General features: G+C 70.7%; 12 protein-coding genes. 6 read left to right on the forward strand and 6 right to left on the reverse strand.

What is annotated here, in order from left to right; genetic code table 11:
* Positions 1-234 precede the first annotated feature (234 nt).
* The gene (locus B4N89_RS50335) at positions 235-375 is read right to left on the reverse strand and encodes a hypothetical protein (protein WP_161500999.1); all 141 of its coding nucleotides are present in this window, start codon (positions 373-375) and stop codon (positions 235-237) included.
* Positions 376-902: 527 nt separating this feature from the next.
* Here B4N89_RS50335 and B4N89_RS41425 point away from each other — a divergent pair.
* On the forward strand, positions 903-1,340 hold the full coding sequence (locus tag B4N89_RS41425; protein ID WP_078981792.1) for a hypothetical protein: 438 nt from the start codon (positions 903-905) through the stop codon (positions 1,338-1,340).
* Between the two features lie 202 nt (positions 1,341-1,542).
* Here the strand turns inward: B4N89_RS41425 and B4N89_RS41430 are convergent, their stop codons facing one another.
* Positions 1,543-1,761 carry a hypothetical protein gene (locus B4N89_RS41430; protein ID WP_078981793.1) on the reverse strand — a complete coding sequence of 73 codons (219 nt, stop codon included), beginning with the start codon at positions 1,759-1,761 and terminating at the stop codon, positions 1,543-1,545.
* A gap of 493 nt (positions 1,762-2,254) precedes the next feature.
* Between B4N89_RS41430 and B4N89_RS41440 the strand changes: the two genes are divergently transcribed.
* Entirely contained in the window at positions 2,255-4,444 is a 2,190-nt protein-coding gene (locus B4N89_RS41440; protein WP_078981795.1) for an MMPL family transporter, read from the forward strand.
* A gap of 367 nt (positions 4,445-4,811) precedes the next feature.
* Here B4N89_RS41440 and B4N89_RS41445 read toward each other — a convergent pair whose 3' ends face one another.
* Both B4N89_RS41445 and B4N89_RS41450 read right to left on the reverse strand, forming a co-directional pair.
* Positions 4,812-5,171 (reverse strand): fic family toxin-antitoxin system, toxin component, encoded by a 360-nt coding sequence (locus tag B4N89_RS41445; protein WP_078981796.1) that lies wholly within the window; start codon positions 5,169-5,171, stop codon positions 4,812-4,814.
* Between the two features lie 19 nt (positions 5,172-5,190).
* On the reverse strand, positions 5,191-5,487 hold the full coding sequence (locus B4N89_RS41450; RefSeq protein ID WP_078981797.1) for a hypothetical protein: 297 nt from the start codon (positions 5,485-5,487) through the stop codon (positions 5,191-5,193).
* 194 nt (positions 5,488-5,681) lie between these two features.
* On the opposite strand from B4N89_RS41450, the gene B4N89_RS41455 reads away from it, so the two are divergent.
* Positions 5,682-6,131 (forward strand): hypothetical protein, encoded by a 450-nt coding sequence (locus B4N89_RS41455; RefSeq protein ID WP_078981798.1) that lies wholly within the window; start codon positions 5,682-5,684, stop codon positions 6,129-6,131.
* Between the two features lie 5 nt (positions 6,132-6,136).
* Positions 6,137-8,611: a DUF4132 domain-containing protein gene (locus B4N89_RS41460; RefSeq protein ID WP_235619287.1), complete on the forward strand. Its 2,475-nt coding sequence runs from the start codon at positions 6,137-6,139 to the stop codon at positions 8,609-8,611.
* Between the two features lie 675 nt (positions 8,612-9,286).
* Here the strand turns inward: B4N89_RS41460 and B4N89_RS41465 are convergent.
* Both B4N89_RS41465 and B4N89_RS41470 read right to left on the reverse strand, forming a co-directional pair.
* Positions 9,287-10,159, reverse strand: coding sequence for a DUF7192 family protein (locus B4N89_RS41465; RefSeq protein WP_078981800.1), 873 nt, complete (start codon positions 10,157-10,159; stop codon positions 9,287-9,289).
* Positions 10,156-11,463 carry an AAA family ATPase gene (locus B4N89_RS41470; RefSeq protein WP_078981801.1) on the reverse strand — a complete coding sequence of 436 codons (1,308 nt, stop codon included), beginning with the start codon at positions 11,461-11,463 and terminating at the stop codon, positions 10,156-10,158. Before B4N89_RS41470 ends, B4N89_RS41465 begins: the two co-directional genes overlap by 4 nt.
* A gap of 323 nt (positions 11,464-11,786) precedes the next feature.
* Between B4N89_RS41470 and B4N89_RS41475 the strand changes: the two genes are divergently transcribed.
* A complete protein-coding gene (locus tag B4N89_RS41475; RefSeq protein ID WP_161501000.1) occupies positions 11,787-13,778 on the forward strand; it encodes a serine/threonine-protein kinase in 1,992 nt (663 codons plus the stop codon).
* A gap of 112 nt (positions 13,779-13,890) precedes the next feature.
* Complete coding sequence (locus tag B4N89_RS41480; protein ID WP_235619288.1) at positions 13,891-14,622, forward strand: FHA domain-containing protein; 732 nt, start codon at positions 13,891-13,893, stop codon at positions 14,620-14,622.
* Positions 14,623-15,038: the final 416 nt, after the last annotated feature.

The raw sequence follows: 15,038 nt of genomic DNA on the forward strand, positions 1-15,038 counted from the left end.
GTGCGCGACGCGCGCCTCGTCCGTTGTAGCGGTTGGCAGGGGCAGGGCAGGAGACTGCCCTCGGCAGGGAGTTCGGAGCCGGCCTCGGTGAGTCTGTCGATCAACCATCGCCGAAACGGCGTGTCCCGGGTCTGCCAGGCGGAGCCGTAGTCGTCGTACTCGGATTCGTCCGAACCGGGACCGACGACAGCCGTGGCCGCGTCCTCTCCAACGACGCAGTGGGGCATACGAGGATCACTCGTACGGGGTACGCCCCGAACACCCGGCGCACGGTGCGTCGCCGGGGACGGACGAGGCCCCCGGGACGGCCCGGTGGACGGTGTTGCGCAGGTCGGCGACGGCCCTGGCGGCCGCGCCGACCAAGGGGCCATTCAAGGCGGGCAGCATGCGTCGCGGGCCACCGGGGCACGGGGTTCGCGGCCGGAACCACCGCCGGGCTCGTCCACGCCGGCTCGGGCGGGACCTCGAACGGCACGCGCCCAGAACGGCCACCGGCCGCCGTATATCCCTCTCCCGGCGACCGACGGCACGGGCGCACCGAGTTCCTCCGGGCGAACCGCCCACACCCCAGCCGAGATTCGCCGTCGGATGGCCGGCGCGTGGTCGGGGCTCGCGTGGTCGGCGGCGCCGGACGCGGACCGCGACGCCGATTCGGATGCCCAGGGGTCCGCGTCTCTCTCATCAGGCGGCGACCACCGTACGCGGCCACTTCCTCGACCGGAGGCGCGCCGCGGTGCCGCGTCGAGCCGTACGTGGGGGCGGTTCGCGTACCCCGCTACACAGGCGCGGGTCGGACACGCGGCCGAGCCGGAACCACCGGATCGGCGCTCATACCCGACGCCGCTCCAGGGAACGGGAACCGCAGCGGCTCCACCGGAGCCGCCAGGCGAGAGGACTCCCCCGTGCCCGACTCGAACCCGTCGTCCTTCGACGACGCCCACCGTCGCCCGGACGGAGTGGACGACGCCACCGTGGCCGCCGTGGGGCGGGTGTCGGAGGCATGGGAGTACACCGCCCGCGCTCGCGGGCACCTGTACGCGTTCCACCAACTCACCGGCAGCGCCGATCGCATCCTCCACGACGCGGTGGACATGCTCCGGCGCGCCGGTCACCGCGACGCCGCCCGCCTTCTGGAGACCGAGATCGCCGGACGCAACGTCATCCCCGGACACTGGACGTTCCAGATCGTCGAAGGCTACGACCGCACCTACTACCAGCCGTTCGCCGACGCCGAACAACGCCTGCGCGACGACCTCGTCGGCGGCAGAAGACACCTGTACGAAGCGGAGATGAAACAACGCCTGCGCACCCGCGGCCACCCCGACCACACCTTGGACTGAAAAGCCCACGCGCCGGACACCCCCGTCCTCCTCCTCGGGGGCGATCCGCGCACTCGGGAACCACGAACCGAAAGTAGGGACCGCCCCCGGGCCCGGGACACGACGCCCACGCCCGCGATCACGGGACACAGCCACGGGGACCCTGCCGGCCGTGCTCGGCAAGCATTCCGTCCCCCGGGCGTGCCTCGTCGCTCGCGACGGTTCAGTCCCGATCCTCCTCGAGTTTGAGGGCCACACCGATCGCAAAGAACGTGGGCGCCCACTCACCCACGAACAAACCCCAGCGATCCGCGCGATCGACGCCGTGCGGCTCGACCTTCATCGAACCCATCCACGACAACACCGACAGCCCGATCGAGGCGAATCCCGCCATGTAGGCGTGCTCGGAACGCAGACCTTTGTCGTGCAGCATCTTCATCATCGTCGAACCTCTTTCCGAAAAAACGGTTGGGGAGTGACCATGGCCCGCTACCCGCCCCCGCCGGCCGCAACCCCGAACGAACGGTCCCCGCATCGTTTCGCCGCGCGCACCGACACCGCCCCCTCGCGGGACCCGATGCCGCTCGGCACCGTCATGGCGACTTACCGGCTCGGACCTACCACGCGACCCCCAGGGGCGCGCAGCCGGCGATCGGGCCCATCGCTGGACCTCGCCCCACGCCTTGCTCGAACCAGGGCTGCGAAACGCTCCGGAACACGCCGGCGGCGAGCATGGACGCGGCGCGGGCCCGTCCCACCGACGCCGCGGCGGAGGCACCGCGGCGGTTGGCGAGTTCGAACCCATCCGTAGCGGGCACCGCTACGAACATTGACGTCGCGGGACTCGGTACCGGCGTGCCCGAGCCGATGCGGGTGCGGTCCCGGGCGGCCGGAGACGGCGAATTTCGGGGGGACTCGAAGGGAGCGGCGGGCCGATGCAAGCAGAGCCGACCGATGTACGAGGAAGGACGGACACGTCCGCGGTGACGGCGCCGGGCCTGACCACGCGCGTGGCGCTGTGGTCGATCGCGCATCGCTGGGTCGTCGTCGTGGGATGGGTCGTGCTGACCCTTGCCGGCGGTTTGGCCGCGGAGCGGGCGGGCGATCGGTTGTCCTTCAGGTTCGATCTGCCCGGGCAGCCCGCCTACGAGACCAACTCCGCGATCGTGGAACGGTTCGGATCCGGCGGCGACAATCCGCCGCTGGTCGCCGTGGTGCGGTTGCCGCCGGGCACCACGGTGGACTCGCCGGGTGTCCGCGGCGAACTCGCCGGTGTGTTCGACCGGGCCGCGGCGAGTGTTCCCGGCGCGCGTACGGCCTCGCTGCTCACCGACGGTGGCAAGGCGTTCGTTTCGGCCGACGGCCGCACCACGTTCGCCCTCTTCTATCCGATTCCCGAGTACACCTCCTCGGACCCGTACGCCAAGGCGCTGCCGGCGTTGACCCGAGCCGTCGCCGGGGCGTCGGTCGCCGGCTCCCCCGTCCATGTCACCGGTGCGAGCGTGTTGGCGTCGGGGGGCGCGAGCGGAGGCAGCGGTGTGCTGGTGGAGACGCTGGCCGCGGGCGCGGCCGCACTGGTGGTGTTGGCGATCGTATTCGGGTCGCTGTTGGCGCTGTTGCCGCTGCTCATCGCGGTGGTGGCGATTCCCACCACGTTCGTCGGGATCTACGCGCTCACCTACGTCACCGACATGTCGACGATCACCCGCAACATCGTCGCCCTCGTCGGTCTCGGCGTGGCCATCGACTACGCCCTGCTGGTGGTCACCCGATGGCGTGAGGAACGCGGCCTCGGCGCGGACAACCGGGCGGCGGTCCTGAAGTCGTCGGCCACGGCGGGCAGATCGGTGGTGTTCTCGGGGATCACGGTGACCGTCAGTCTGGCCGCGTTGGCACTGACGCCGGTTCCGTTCCTGCGCAGCATCGGTTACGCGGGACTGCTGATTCCGCTGGTCAGCGTCGCGGTGTCCACGACGTTGTTGCCGGTGATCCTGGACGCGATCGGTCCCCGGCTCGAATGGCCGCGCAAGAAGCCGGCGGGCACGGTGAGCCGGCTGTGGACGGGCGTCGCCCGGTGGGTGGTGGGGCACCGGATCACGGCAACCGTCGGGTCCCTGGCGGTGCTCGCGCTGCTGATCGTGCCCGTGTTCTCGCTCAATCTCGGAGAGCCCCAGGCCGGTGCGACGGCGGCCACCGCCGACGTCGAGGCCCGGGCGGGTCTGCGCGCGCTCACCGATTCGGGAATCGGCCCGGGCGTACTGCGGCCCACCGAGCTTCTGCTGCCCGTCGACGCGAACCTGCCCGCCGTGGACGGCATTTCGGCGACGGCGCCCGACGCGTGGCGACACGACGCCTCCCGCGTGGTGGACGCCTGGTCGGCGGCCGAGCCCACCAGCGGCGCCGGCAAGGACGCGTTGCGGGCGATTCGCGACGCGGCGGGCCGGGTACCGGGGGCCCGGGTCGGTGGATCGCCCGCCCAGGACGGCGACTTCGTCCACGCACTCTACGGCCCCGATCTGCTGATCATCGTCGCCGCCATCGTGATCGTCACGATGCTGCTGCTGACCCGCGCGCTGCGCTCGGTATGGCTGCCGATCAAGGCGCTGTTGCTCAACGTCGTGTCCCTCGCGGCGGCGTACGGGGTGCTCACGTTCGTCTGGCAGGAAGGGCACGGCACCCGGGCACTGTTCTCCAGTCCGGCCACGGGCGCGATCACCCTGTGGGTTCCCCTCGCGGTCTTCGCGTTGTTGTTCGGATTGTCGATGGACTACGAGGTGTTCATCCTGACCCGGATCAACGAGGAGTACGAGAACGGCCATTCCCCCGACGAGGCGGTGATCCGAGGCATCGGGCGCACCGGCCGTCTGGTCACCTCCGGCGCACTCATCCTCTTCCTCGCGTTCGTCGCACTCGGCGGCGTCCCACAGACCGACGTCAAGATCCTGTCCACCGGGCTGGCCGCCGGCATCATCCTCGACGCCACACTCATCCGAGGAGTACTCGCCCCCGCCCTGGTGTCCTTGTTCGGTCGGCTCAACTGGTGGATGCCCGCACCCGTCGCCCGCGTCCTTCGCGTGACCCCGATACGGCAAACGACTATGGAGAAAGAAGATCGGCAACGGTGACGCCACCGCTCGACAGCGGAGCGCCTGCGAGCCGGAGCCCCGGGCGAGTTCCCGATCCCGTCGACCCGGGCACCGCATGCGGGTCCGTCGTCCAGGCGCGCGGGGGCGGGACTGTGCGTCGAGCGCACCGGGGTGTGCCGGAACGACGCGGTCGCCGAGGCGTTGTGCGCCGCCTCGAAGAGCGATCCGGGAGCCCATGGGGTCCGCGGCCTGCTCGGTGCCGGCCTGCCGGGGCCGCGAGTGTGGGCGGGCGCGTCAAGCCGAGTACCTGTTTGCAGGCCGGCGGCGTCCGTGTGGGACGAACGCGCGTCGGTGAGTGTTGCCGCCGACGGCCGCTGTCGCAGCCGCGGGTACATGTACGGGACGGTCAGTCCGTGGTCCATTCGCGGAGTCGGCGTGCGATGCGTCGGACGCCGACGACACCCCGGGCGGCTTCGCGGACGAGGATGACGGCTTCCTTCGGCGGATAGTCGAGACGGTGTCCGTACAGGGCCAGGAACGCCTCGGTGGCGTGCCAGGCGAATGCCTCGTTGGAGTGTTCGAGACACGGCAGCCGGACCAGCGTGTGAAGGAGCGCCGCCGCCTTGAGGTGGTCCGAACCGTACACGCCCCGGTCCATCGCACGGGCCTGCACGCGGGACAGCGCGGCGTAGAGCGGACCGAGGTCGTCGACCTGTGGATCACCGGGCAACAGTTCGGCGGCATGGAGCAGGAACGCCACGTCCACGCGCGGGGGTGCGGGTCGTTCACGCGGCGTGGTCCCGCTCGGGCGCGGCGAGTTCGCGTGCGGCCTCGTGTTCGGCGGCGCGGTACTCGGGCGTGGGGTCGACGTCGCCGGCCTCGGCCGCGAACGCGTCGGCGCTGCGGGTCATGGACGCGCGGAACGCGTCGAGGAAGCGGTTTTCGAGGGCGGTCGCGCGCGCGTACGCCGCGCCCAGGATGTACTCCTGCATGCTCACACCCTCGGCCTTGGCCGCGGCCGCGATCGCGGCCCGCTGCCCCGGGTCGGGGAAACGGAGATTGATGGCCTTCGGATCACTCATGGCCCCTATGGTACCAGCAGGGCCATCGCCGATGGAAACGTTCGGGTTGCCGGAGCCGGAGACACTTCACGGCCCCGGTTCGACCGACGACGGAGGTGGATACTCGGACCCGCGTGTCGGGGCGGGCGTTCACCTGGAGCAGGCGAGGTTCGCGGTGCCCGGTGGCGTCGGAGTCGTGTTCTACGCTGCCCGGCATGAGAACGGCAGTGCTGGTGGACGAGACCACTTCGGGCGCGCGGGTCGGTGCGGGCGAGCTTTCCTTCGAGGGGGATTGCCCGACGCTTCGCGAGATCATCCGGCGCCGTGTGTTCCAGGAGGTCGCCCGGTTCGAGGCCGATGCCCTCGACTCCGACGGCGCGGACGGCGCAGGCGGCATGAACGCTGAACGTCGCGCGAAAACCGCAGCCGTGTTCGAGGGCGTGTTCCGGCCCGCGTCCGGCGAGGAGCACATGGATCGGGGCCCGAAGTCCGCCCGGTTCCAGGACCCGGAACGGCAGTGCGCCCTCGCCATCGAGGCGTTCGAACGCAACGGCTTCGTCGTCCTGGTCGGCGACCGGCAAGTCGAGGACCTCGACGAACCGGTCACGTTGGCCGGCGACACGGAGATCGTGTTCCTGCGGCTTATAGCCCTGGTGGGTGGCTGATACCGATGGGACCGACACGCACGATGGGACCGGCCCACACAGACGAAGTCCGCGCGTACATCGCATCCGGCGACACCGGCGGCCTCGCCGGGTGCCTCGCGGCCCTGGCCCGGCAAATCGACCACGGCGACTGGACGTTCGGCCCCACCGACATCGTCGCCGCGCTCCGTGAGGAACTCCCCGAGGCCGACCGCGGCAGCCTCGTCGAAGCCCTGGTCGCCGTGATCGGCGCGGCTCCGGAGGGTCGCGAGCGAAATCTGGTCTCGGATCTGGCGCTCTTCCTGGCCTGGGAGTTCAAGCTCGAGGCGCCACTCGCGCTGCTCGACGATGTCCTGGCCCGAGCCGAGCGCACGTGGACATTCCCATACAGCAACCAGGTCTTCCAGACCGTCGAGGCGTCGTTCGCACACGGGCGCCCCGTATCGGGCCACGTCGTCGCCCTGCTCCGACGCATGGACACCCTGTCGTACCTGCGACGGGGTCCGCTCCGCGCCCTGCTCGCCCGCACGGAACGTCCCCTGCTCAGCCCGGGCGAGGCGTGGGCCGACCAGGCCATCGCCGATGCCGAAACCGGCGGCGAAATGTGGGAGCGGCTGCTCGCCCACGCCCGGAGTGCCAAGTCGTCCAAACCGACCGCGACGTGGGAGCGCGCGGGCCGCGACATCCTCGACGAGATCGGCGCCGAGGCGGCCTCCGCGGTCCTGGTGCGGTGGCTCGCGCTGGTGGGGCGCCCGCGTACCTTCGCGCTGGAGGAGGGCTGGGACCGCGGCGAGTACGATCCGTACAACGCGCAGGCCCTGCGCGGTATCGCCTGGCTGTTGGCATTCACCCCGGAATCACCGGAGACCGCACGGGCGTTGGGTCGCCTCGCCGAGACCGCGCTGCGCAAGGTGACGGGGATCGGCCCGGTGAGCCCGAAGGTGGCCAACGCGGCGGTGTACGCGCTGTCCCGGCTCGGTGGCGAGGCGTCCGTCGCGCAACTTGCCCGACTCGCCACCCGGTTGACCTACCGCGGCACTCTGAAGGAGGTCGAGGCGGCCCTCGACGCCCGCGCCTCGGCGCTCGGCGTCAGCCGTGCCGAGGTGGAGGAGACGGCGATACCCGCCTACGGTCTGGTCGAAGTCGGCCGACGTGTCGAGCGGTTCGGTGGCGCCGCCGCGGAACTCACGGTGTCCGCCGGGACGGTGGTCCTCTCCTGGCGCAACGCCGCCGGCAAGACCGTCAAGTCGCCGCCGGCCGAGGTGCGCCATGAACACGCGGAGAGCGTCGCCGAGTTCAAGGCCGCCGCGAAGGACGTCGCCAAGATGCTCACCGCGCAGTCCGAGCGTCTGGACCGCCTGTTCCTCGCCCGGCGCACCTGGCGCTTCGACCCATGGCGCGAACGCTTCCTGGACCATCCCTTGGTGGGCACTCTCGCGCGCCGCCTGCTGTGGACCGTCGACGGGCGGATCCACGGGTTCGCCGACGGGGAACTGCGTACGCTCGACGACGCGCCGGCCTCCCCGGCTCCGGATGCGCGGGTCGGGCTCTGGCACCCGATCGACAGTCCCGCCGAGGAGGTCGTGGCCGCCCGGGACTGGCTCGAACGGCACCTCGTCACCCAGCCGTTCCGTCAGGCGCACCGCGAGATCTACCCGATCACGGTCGCCGAGGAAACCACCGGCACGTACTCCAACCGGTACGCGGGGCACGTGCTGCATCAGCACCGGTTTCACGCGCTCGCGGCCGTCCGAGGCTGGTCGGACACGTTGCGGCTGTCCGTCGACGCCGACTTTCCGCCCACCACGCGGCCCCTGCCCGAGTGGGGCCTGCGCGCCGAATTCTGGGTCGCCGGCCACGGCGACGACACGACCGGCTCGGGCAGCTATCTGCACCTCGCCACCGACCAGGTGCGGTTCTATCCGATCGACGCGCCGGTCAACCGTGCGCACGCGGATTCCGGCGGCTACGAGCAGAACCGCGGCCTCGGAACCGGCGAGGTGCCGCCGCTGCCGCTGACCGACATACCGCCCGTGGTGTTCAGCGAAGTGATGCGCGACGCCGACCTGTTCGTGGGAGTGGCCGGCATCGGCAACGACCCGACCTGGGAGGACGGCGGGCCACGGGGCCGCCACCGCGACTACTGGGTGGCCTACAACATGGGCGAACTCACCGCCGGCGCATTGGCGCGGCGAGACGTGCTCGCCCGACTGCTGCCCAGGCTCGCGATCGGCGCGCGGTGCCGAATCGACGGCAGGTACCTCCGCGTCACCGGCACACTGCGGAGCTACGCGATCCACCTCGGGTCGGGAAATGTGCTGATGAGCCCGAACGGCCGCTACCTGTGCATCGTTCCGAAGGCCGACGCGGAAACCGTCCCGGCGGGCACCTACCTGCCATATGAAGGGGACACAACCCTGTCGATCATCCTGAGCAAGGCGATGCTCCTGGCACGAGACGACCTCATCACCGATCCGACCATCACCCGACAGTTCGGGTAAGGGCCCCGTAGGTCGCGCGTACCGGATGCGGTGGGGGCCTCCGGCTCCCACCGCCAAGCGCGTCACGGCGGCGGGGAACCCCTGATCCTGGACGACCCGGAAGCAGCGGCGGACCACCGCCCACGGCAGCGCCGACAACACCCGAACCGGCCGAGCGACAACCCGCTCGCGAGCCGATCGGGTGTGCGCAGGCGTAGGCGGGCGGCCGAGTTCGTGCGCCGCCCCCGCCGCCGTCGCGAACACCACGGGTCTCGGCAGGACGACCGTGGCGTCCGGCACCGCCGTATGCACGGCCGCCGCCGCGAACACCCCCGCGGCAACCACCCGGGCCGCGCCCGAAACAGCCGCGCGACCGCGTGCCCGGTGGCGACGAACAACCCTCCCTTGGCGAAGACTCCGGTGACTCAGACGAGTAGGCCGTCGACGGCGATCGCCCACCGGAGGTGGTGGCGCGTCGCTACCGAACCGCACGTAGGCGGCGCTCGCCCTGGCTGCGGAGCGCGTCGGCAACCTCGGCCGTCGCCGGCGCTTCGCCGTAACCGGCCCCGCCGGGCCCGGCGGTCGGCGGTCGGCTCCTGGTCGGGCTCGAGCGGGGCCATGCAGGGGAACCAGCTGTGTTGCGCGTCCAGGGTCGAAAAGCCGGATCCGCCCGTGCCGAGCGCCGGGCCGCGCGGTTCAGCGGTCCCGTAGCAGGCCCAGAGCCACGAACGTCTCCCGGCACCATGCCAACGCGGTACTTTCCGTCTGCCATTGGGGATCGTCCGGCGACAGATACGGGAAGATGTAGGGATCGTTGATGCCCTCCGGCAAGTCCTCGGGGAAACACCTCGTCGGGATGCCGTAGGCATGGTCGTGTACGCGGCGGGCCAGTGGCGCCTGGGCACTGTCCCACGCCCCGAACCACAGGCGGCGCAGCATCGCGGGGTGCGCCAGGGCGAACATCAATCGGCCGATGTCCAGCGGTTCGGCCGCCGAGATCACGCGTGCCGCCCAGGCGAAGCGGTCCGTACCGTCGTCCTCGAGGTAGAAGCAGTAACCCGACCAGATCTCGACGCTGTGTCCGGTCGCGATGATGGACGAACACAGCGCGGCCAGTGCCACCCCCCGGTGGCGGACGACGGAGTGCGGTGTCGTGTGGTCGTACGCGGCCGGGACCAGGAACGTCACCACCCGGCCCCGCTTCGACATGCGCTGGGGCACCACGTCCACCATGCACTCGGGTTCACCGCTCAGGTAGGCGCCGACGTCCACCTCGCTGCCGGTCGTGTCCCAGGTCGGAACCAGTACGGTCGCCAGGACGTCATCCCTTCCTCCTTTGCGGAGTTCGGCCAACTCGACGTTCACTTCCGGCAGCACGGTGGTCCACCCGTCCTGTGCGAGACGCAGTGCCTCCTCCCAGGACGCGCCCGGCCAGTCGTTGTCGCCATTGCGTCCGCTTCCGTCGTCGATGGTGTCGGGTTCGGTGGCGCGGTCCACGAACTCCTGCCAGGACCACATCGGGGGCTTGCGGAGGACGGTGTCCTCCGGCTTGGGGTCACGGGAACTCATGCCTGTCCTTCCCCGCTGCTCCGCCTCACGTCCAGGTCCAGCGCCGAACGGTGGGCCGCCGACAGGCCCCGCACCACCCGCCACTGCACGGCCTGCTCCACGCTCGCTCCCGCCTGAAGCAGTTTCGCCGCGTCGATGCAGGCTCGGGGCGAGAACATCACCGGGAGTCGCTTCTCGGCCGCGACGGCGCGCAACCGCCGCACCTCCTCGATCACGTACCGGGCCTCCTCGGGCCGCGAAGGCGCGTGCGCGAGGGCGACACGTTCCTCGAGGCCCTCGTCCACGGGTACGTCGATGAAGACGTAGCGGTCCAACGTCGCCGCGTCCAGGGCCTGGCGGCCCACGTACTGTCGGTCCCCGCCGGTGCCGTAGGTGTTCGCGGTGGCGATCAGCCGGAAGGCGGGGTGTGCGCTGACCATGCCGTCGGCGAAAGCGCAGGATCGAATGGACAACGCCTGGTTCAGCTCCGCCAACAGCCCGGGATGACCGCTGTCCAACTCGTCGAGCAACATCAGCCCGCCGTGCTCGAAGGCGCGGCGAAAGGGTGTTCCGTGGTAGTGACCGTGCGCGTCGTAGTAGCCGAAGATCTTGCTCATCGGTGTGGTCGGGCCCAGGGAGAGGGCGTGGAACTCCTGGCCGAGCGCCTCCGCCGCCTGTCGGGCCATCATCGACTTGCCGGTCCCGGCCGGCCCCACCAGCAGCAGATGGCAGCCGGCGCCGAGCGCCAGCAGTACCTCCGGCAGTACCGCGTGGGTGTGGCCGGTGAGCCGTACCGGGTCGGCGCTCGCCACCGTGACCTCCACGACGGGCTGCACGACGGTCGCGGCGACCACCCTGGCCACCTCGTCATGGGCGAACTGCGCCACGTCCGCGCACATGTTGTCGAATTCCCGTCGGAGTTTCCCCAGTGTCTCCTCCTGCTCCGTCCGTGCCGCCCCGAGCACGGCCCGCAGTTCGTGCTGCGCCCGCGCCAACACCTCCTCGGCCGCCGCCCGCGCGCTCCTCAGCGCCTGGGACGCCGTCGCCTCCGCCAGCTCTGCGGCCGTGTTCTCGGCGACCCGACGCGCGGTGTCGTTGGCCGATTCCCCGGCCGCCAGCTCGGCGGCGCGCACGATCTCGTCGGCGTTGGCGACGTGTTCGTCGGCCACGGCGCGCGCGACCGAAGCGGCCACGTTCCGCGCCGTCGTTTCCATGGTTCGCAGGGCGTAGGGAGATCTGGCCAGGGCATCGGCGTAGCGCACGACGATCCGGCTTACGACGGCTTCCGCGATGTCGCGGACTTCGGTTCTGGTGCTCTCACGCATACGAGGATTGTGGCCAGGCCCGTCGGGACCCCTCCCGAACCGGCCGGACGCGGTGCCGATACCGCCGGCGGGCACCCACCCGGCTCCCTCGTGTGCCGGCTCCAGCGCGAGCCTGGGCCGCGGGCAAGGGAGTTCGTCGGATCAGCCGGAATCGCATGATGGTGGCAACGGCCTCGCGCCGCATCACGTGATTCACCCGATCGAGCTACATGGCAGGCGTCGGGATCGGCCCCGTGTGCGGGTACGCGAGCGCTACGTTTGGGACGCGTGGGCCTCGCGACCCGGCCGCGCCCAGGGGTTCGGTCGCGGATGAGGGAGGCGCGGTGCGCTCAGGCATGCGGATCGGCCGGCGCTATCGGCTGACAAAGGGGCCCATCAGCGGTGGCATGGGCGAGGTCTGGGTGGCCCACGACGAGGAGTTGAACCGCCGTGTCGCGCTCAAGCGCGTACGTGCCGGGGATGTGGGGGCCGAGGCCGGCGCTCAGGCGAAGTTCACCCACCCGCGTGTGGTCACCATGCACGACGTGTTCCGCGAGAAGCGCCTGTGGGGACGGGCCGAGTCCTGGCTCGTGATGGAGTACGTGGACGGGGGGAGCCTGGACCGCCGGGCGCCGATGTCTCCGCAACTCGCCGCGCACATCGGCGGGCAGATCGCCGAGGCACTGGAAGCCCTGCACGCACAAGGGCTGTTGCACTGCGACATCAAACCGGCCAACGTCGTCGACGCCGGGGGCGGGTCCGTGAAGGTGACGGACTTCGGGGCCGTGTACCGGTTCGACGGGATGTCGGTGACGCCTCGGGGGCAGAGCGGCTTCACCCTGGGCTTCGCCGCCCCCGAGGTGCTCGACGGGAAGCCACCGACACCTCGCTCGGACGTGTTCTCCCTCGGCGCCACGATGTACGCGCTCGTCGCCGGGGCGCCACCCGGCCGCCGCGGGCCAGGTGCGGGGAACGTGGCGAAGGACACCGCCGCGTCGTCCTTATCCGGCGAACCATCGGAAGCGTCGGAGTGCTCCGAATCGTGCGAAGAGGATCCGTTCGTCGCCGCGCGCCGGGCCACGCACGGTCGAATCGAGATGACCGCCCGAGTCGGACCACTGCAGGACCTGCTGGAGGCCATGCTTCGCAAGGATTGGCGGCAACGCCCCGATCTCGGTGAGGTACGACGGGCCTTGGCCGAGGTTGCGGGCGACCCCCGTGAGCTCCCGACACTTCCGGCCCGGGAGACGGAGCCCTCCTCCCCTCCGACAGACCCCCCTGTGTGGTGGAAGGGGGCCGTCGCGCGAACGAGCGCGGTTCTCCTCGCGGCGGTTGTGGCCACCGTGATGGCGATCGACACATGGCCGATCTCCTCGGGCTCATCCACCGAGACCGGCACGTCGCGGACCCCGATCGCTCGCCCGGTGGGCACTCCGGCTGCGACGCCGAACGGATCCACCGCCGCGCAGTCCGCTTCACGGAACGAGCCGATATCCGTCATCGGCGATCACCGCACCGTGGACCCCTGTGCGCTGACCGACGCCTCCGCCTTCCAACGGTTCGGACGTACCGAACTGGACCGGGACTACGGCTCGTTCGCCCGCTGTGACGTCATCCTGTCCGCCAACGACACCGAGACGGTGGACATCGAGATCCTGTTCACGAGCACGCCCGCGGCGAATCCGGTGCCGGCCACCAGGACCACGGGGCGGGTCCGGGTCACACCCCAGCCGGCGGAAAGCCGTAACTGCGATCGTCTCCTGACCGTGGACGGTGTCCGCGACACCACCATCGTCGTCGAGGCGAAGTTGCTGGAGACGGTCGGGGCTCCCCTGTGCGAGATCGCCGACGTGGCCACCGAGGTCGCCGTCGACCGACTCAATCGCGGCGAACTCGCCAGGCGTTCGCCGCGACCGCCGGAGAACTCCCTCCTGTATCGGGACGCCTGCGCCATGCTTGACGCCAAGGCACTCGGTGTCGTTCCCGGGATCGACGCCAGGAACCCGGATACCGCGTTCGGTGGCTGGGGTTGCGACTGGCGAAGCACGACCGACGACATCCAGGTGGGTCTGCGCTTCGACCGTCCCGAGCTGCCGGACGCCGCGGACGGCCGCGTCGTCAAGCTCGACGGACGCCAGAGCATCGTGCTCCCCGACGACGACGGGAAGGGCACGTGCACCGTCGAGGTGACGGGCCCGACCTATAGCGACCAATCCGGCAAGAAGGCGGTCGAGTTGGTCTCCATCGCCGTCGGCGGCAACGGGCCGACAAACCGGTCCTGCGATCTGGCGCAAGCCCTCGCCCGCTCGGCCGCCCTGCGAATTCCGCCCGGTTGACGGTTGTCTCCACCACCACCGGACACGGCACAGCGAAGGGGAAGCGATGTTGGGCGGCGGCGTCGGCCGAAGGCCACAGGACGCGGAGGGCGATCCGCCCGGGACACTCCACATGCGCTCACTGACCGGCGGATTCAAGGCCGCGCCGCAACGTGGCCTGACCGTCCGGTTCGGGCGCGGCGGTGGACCCGAGGTCGAACTGCCCGTCGGCGAGCACGACCAGTGGGTGAGCCGGCGACACGGCGAACTCACCTACCACAGGCGCCGATGGTGGCTGCGCAACGTCGGACGGCAACTCGTGCGACTGCCCGGTGGGCGGATGATGCACAACAGCACGGACCCGATCCCTTTGGATACGGGCTATACGCCGGTGTTCGTCAACGGTTCGAGTCGGCGGCTGCACGTGGTCGAGTTGCACGTGACCGGGTGGGACGCACGGGGGTCGACACCGCGCCGAGGCGCGCCCACGTGCCCGCCCAGGATCTGGCCGCTGGAGGACGACGAACGCCTGCTGCTGGTCGTCCTCGGGCAGCACTATCTACTCTACGAGGGCAACCCTCGACCTCTGACGTACCGTCGGGCGGCGGAGCAACTCGCCTACCTACGGCCCGAGAACGGCTGGAACGCGCGCAGGATCGAGTACCGCGTCGAGCTGGTACGCCGCCGACTCGACCAGGCGGGATTCCCGTATCGCCTGCTGCACGACCGGGATTCGGAGACCGTTCCCAGCGACAACGTCCTGCTGCACAACCTGCTCGAGGGGCTGGTCGGGTCCACCACTCTCGCACCGCCGGACCTGGCACTCATGAATGCCGACCCGGGCGAGGACGATCCGGACGAATAGCCTTGTCGTTCACCTCGGACGGTGGGTACCCGGGTGACCGCGACAACACCTGCGCCGACAGGTCGACTCCACTCGCCGTCTCGCCACTCGGGCCGGGCCCGGGGCCCGGGGGCTCGGATTGCGGTGACGCGGCCGGATCCGGGCCGCGGCGATGCGGTGGAGTGTCTCGTGTCGGCCGCCGGTCGTGGCCCCCGCGACCCGCGCATCCACGCGGACGACGCCGAACCGCGCTTCTTCGCTCGCGGGACGGCCTCTCTCGACGCCATGACGTACTTGCCAAGAATCGACTGTGCTCCCGAACTCCTGTGCCTCCCGGCTCCGTTCCATCACACTTGGCGCCTTGCGACGAGAGTCGGCGGACGATCCGCCCCGCACCACACGCTGCCGAGGCGGAACAGCCATCCGATGGAAAGGGA

The sequence above is a fragment of the Embleya scabrispora genome, from assembly GCF_002024165.1.
GTDB classification, from domain to species: Bacteria; Actinomycetota; Actinomycetes; order Streptomycetales; family Streptomycetaceae; genus Embleya; species Embleya scabrispora_A.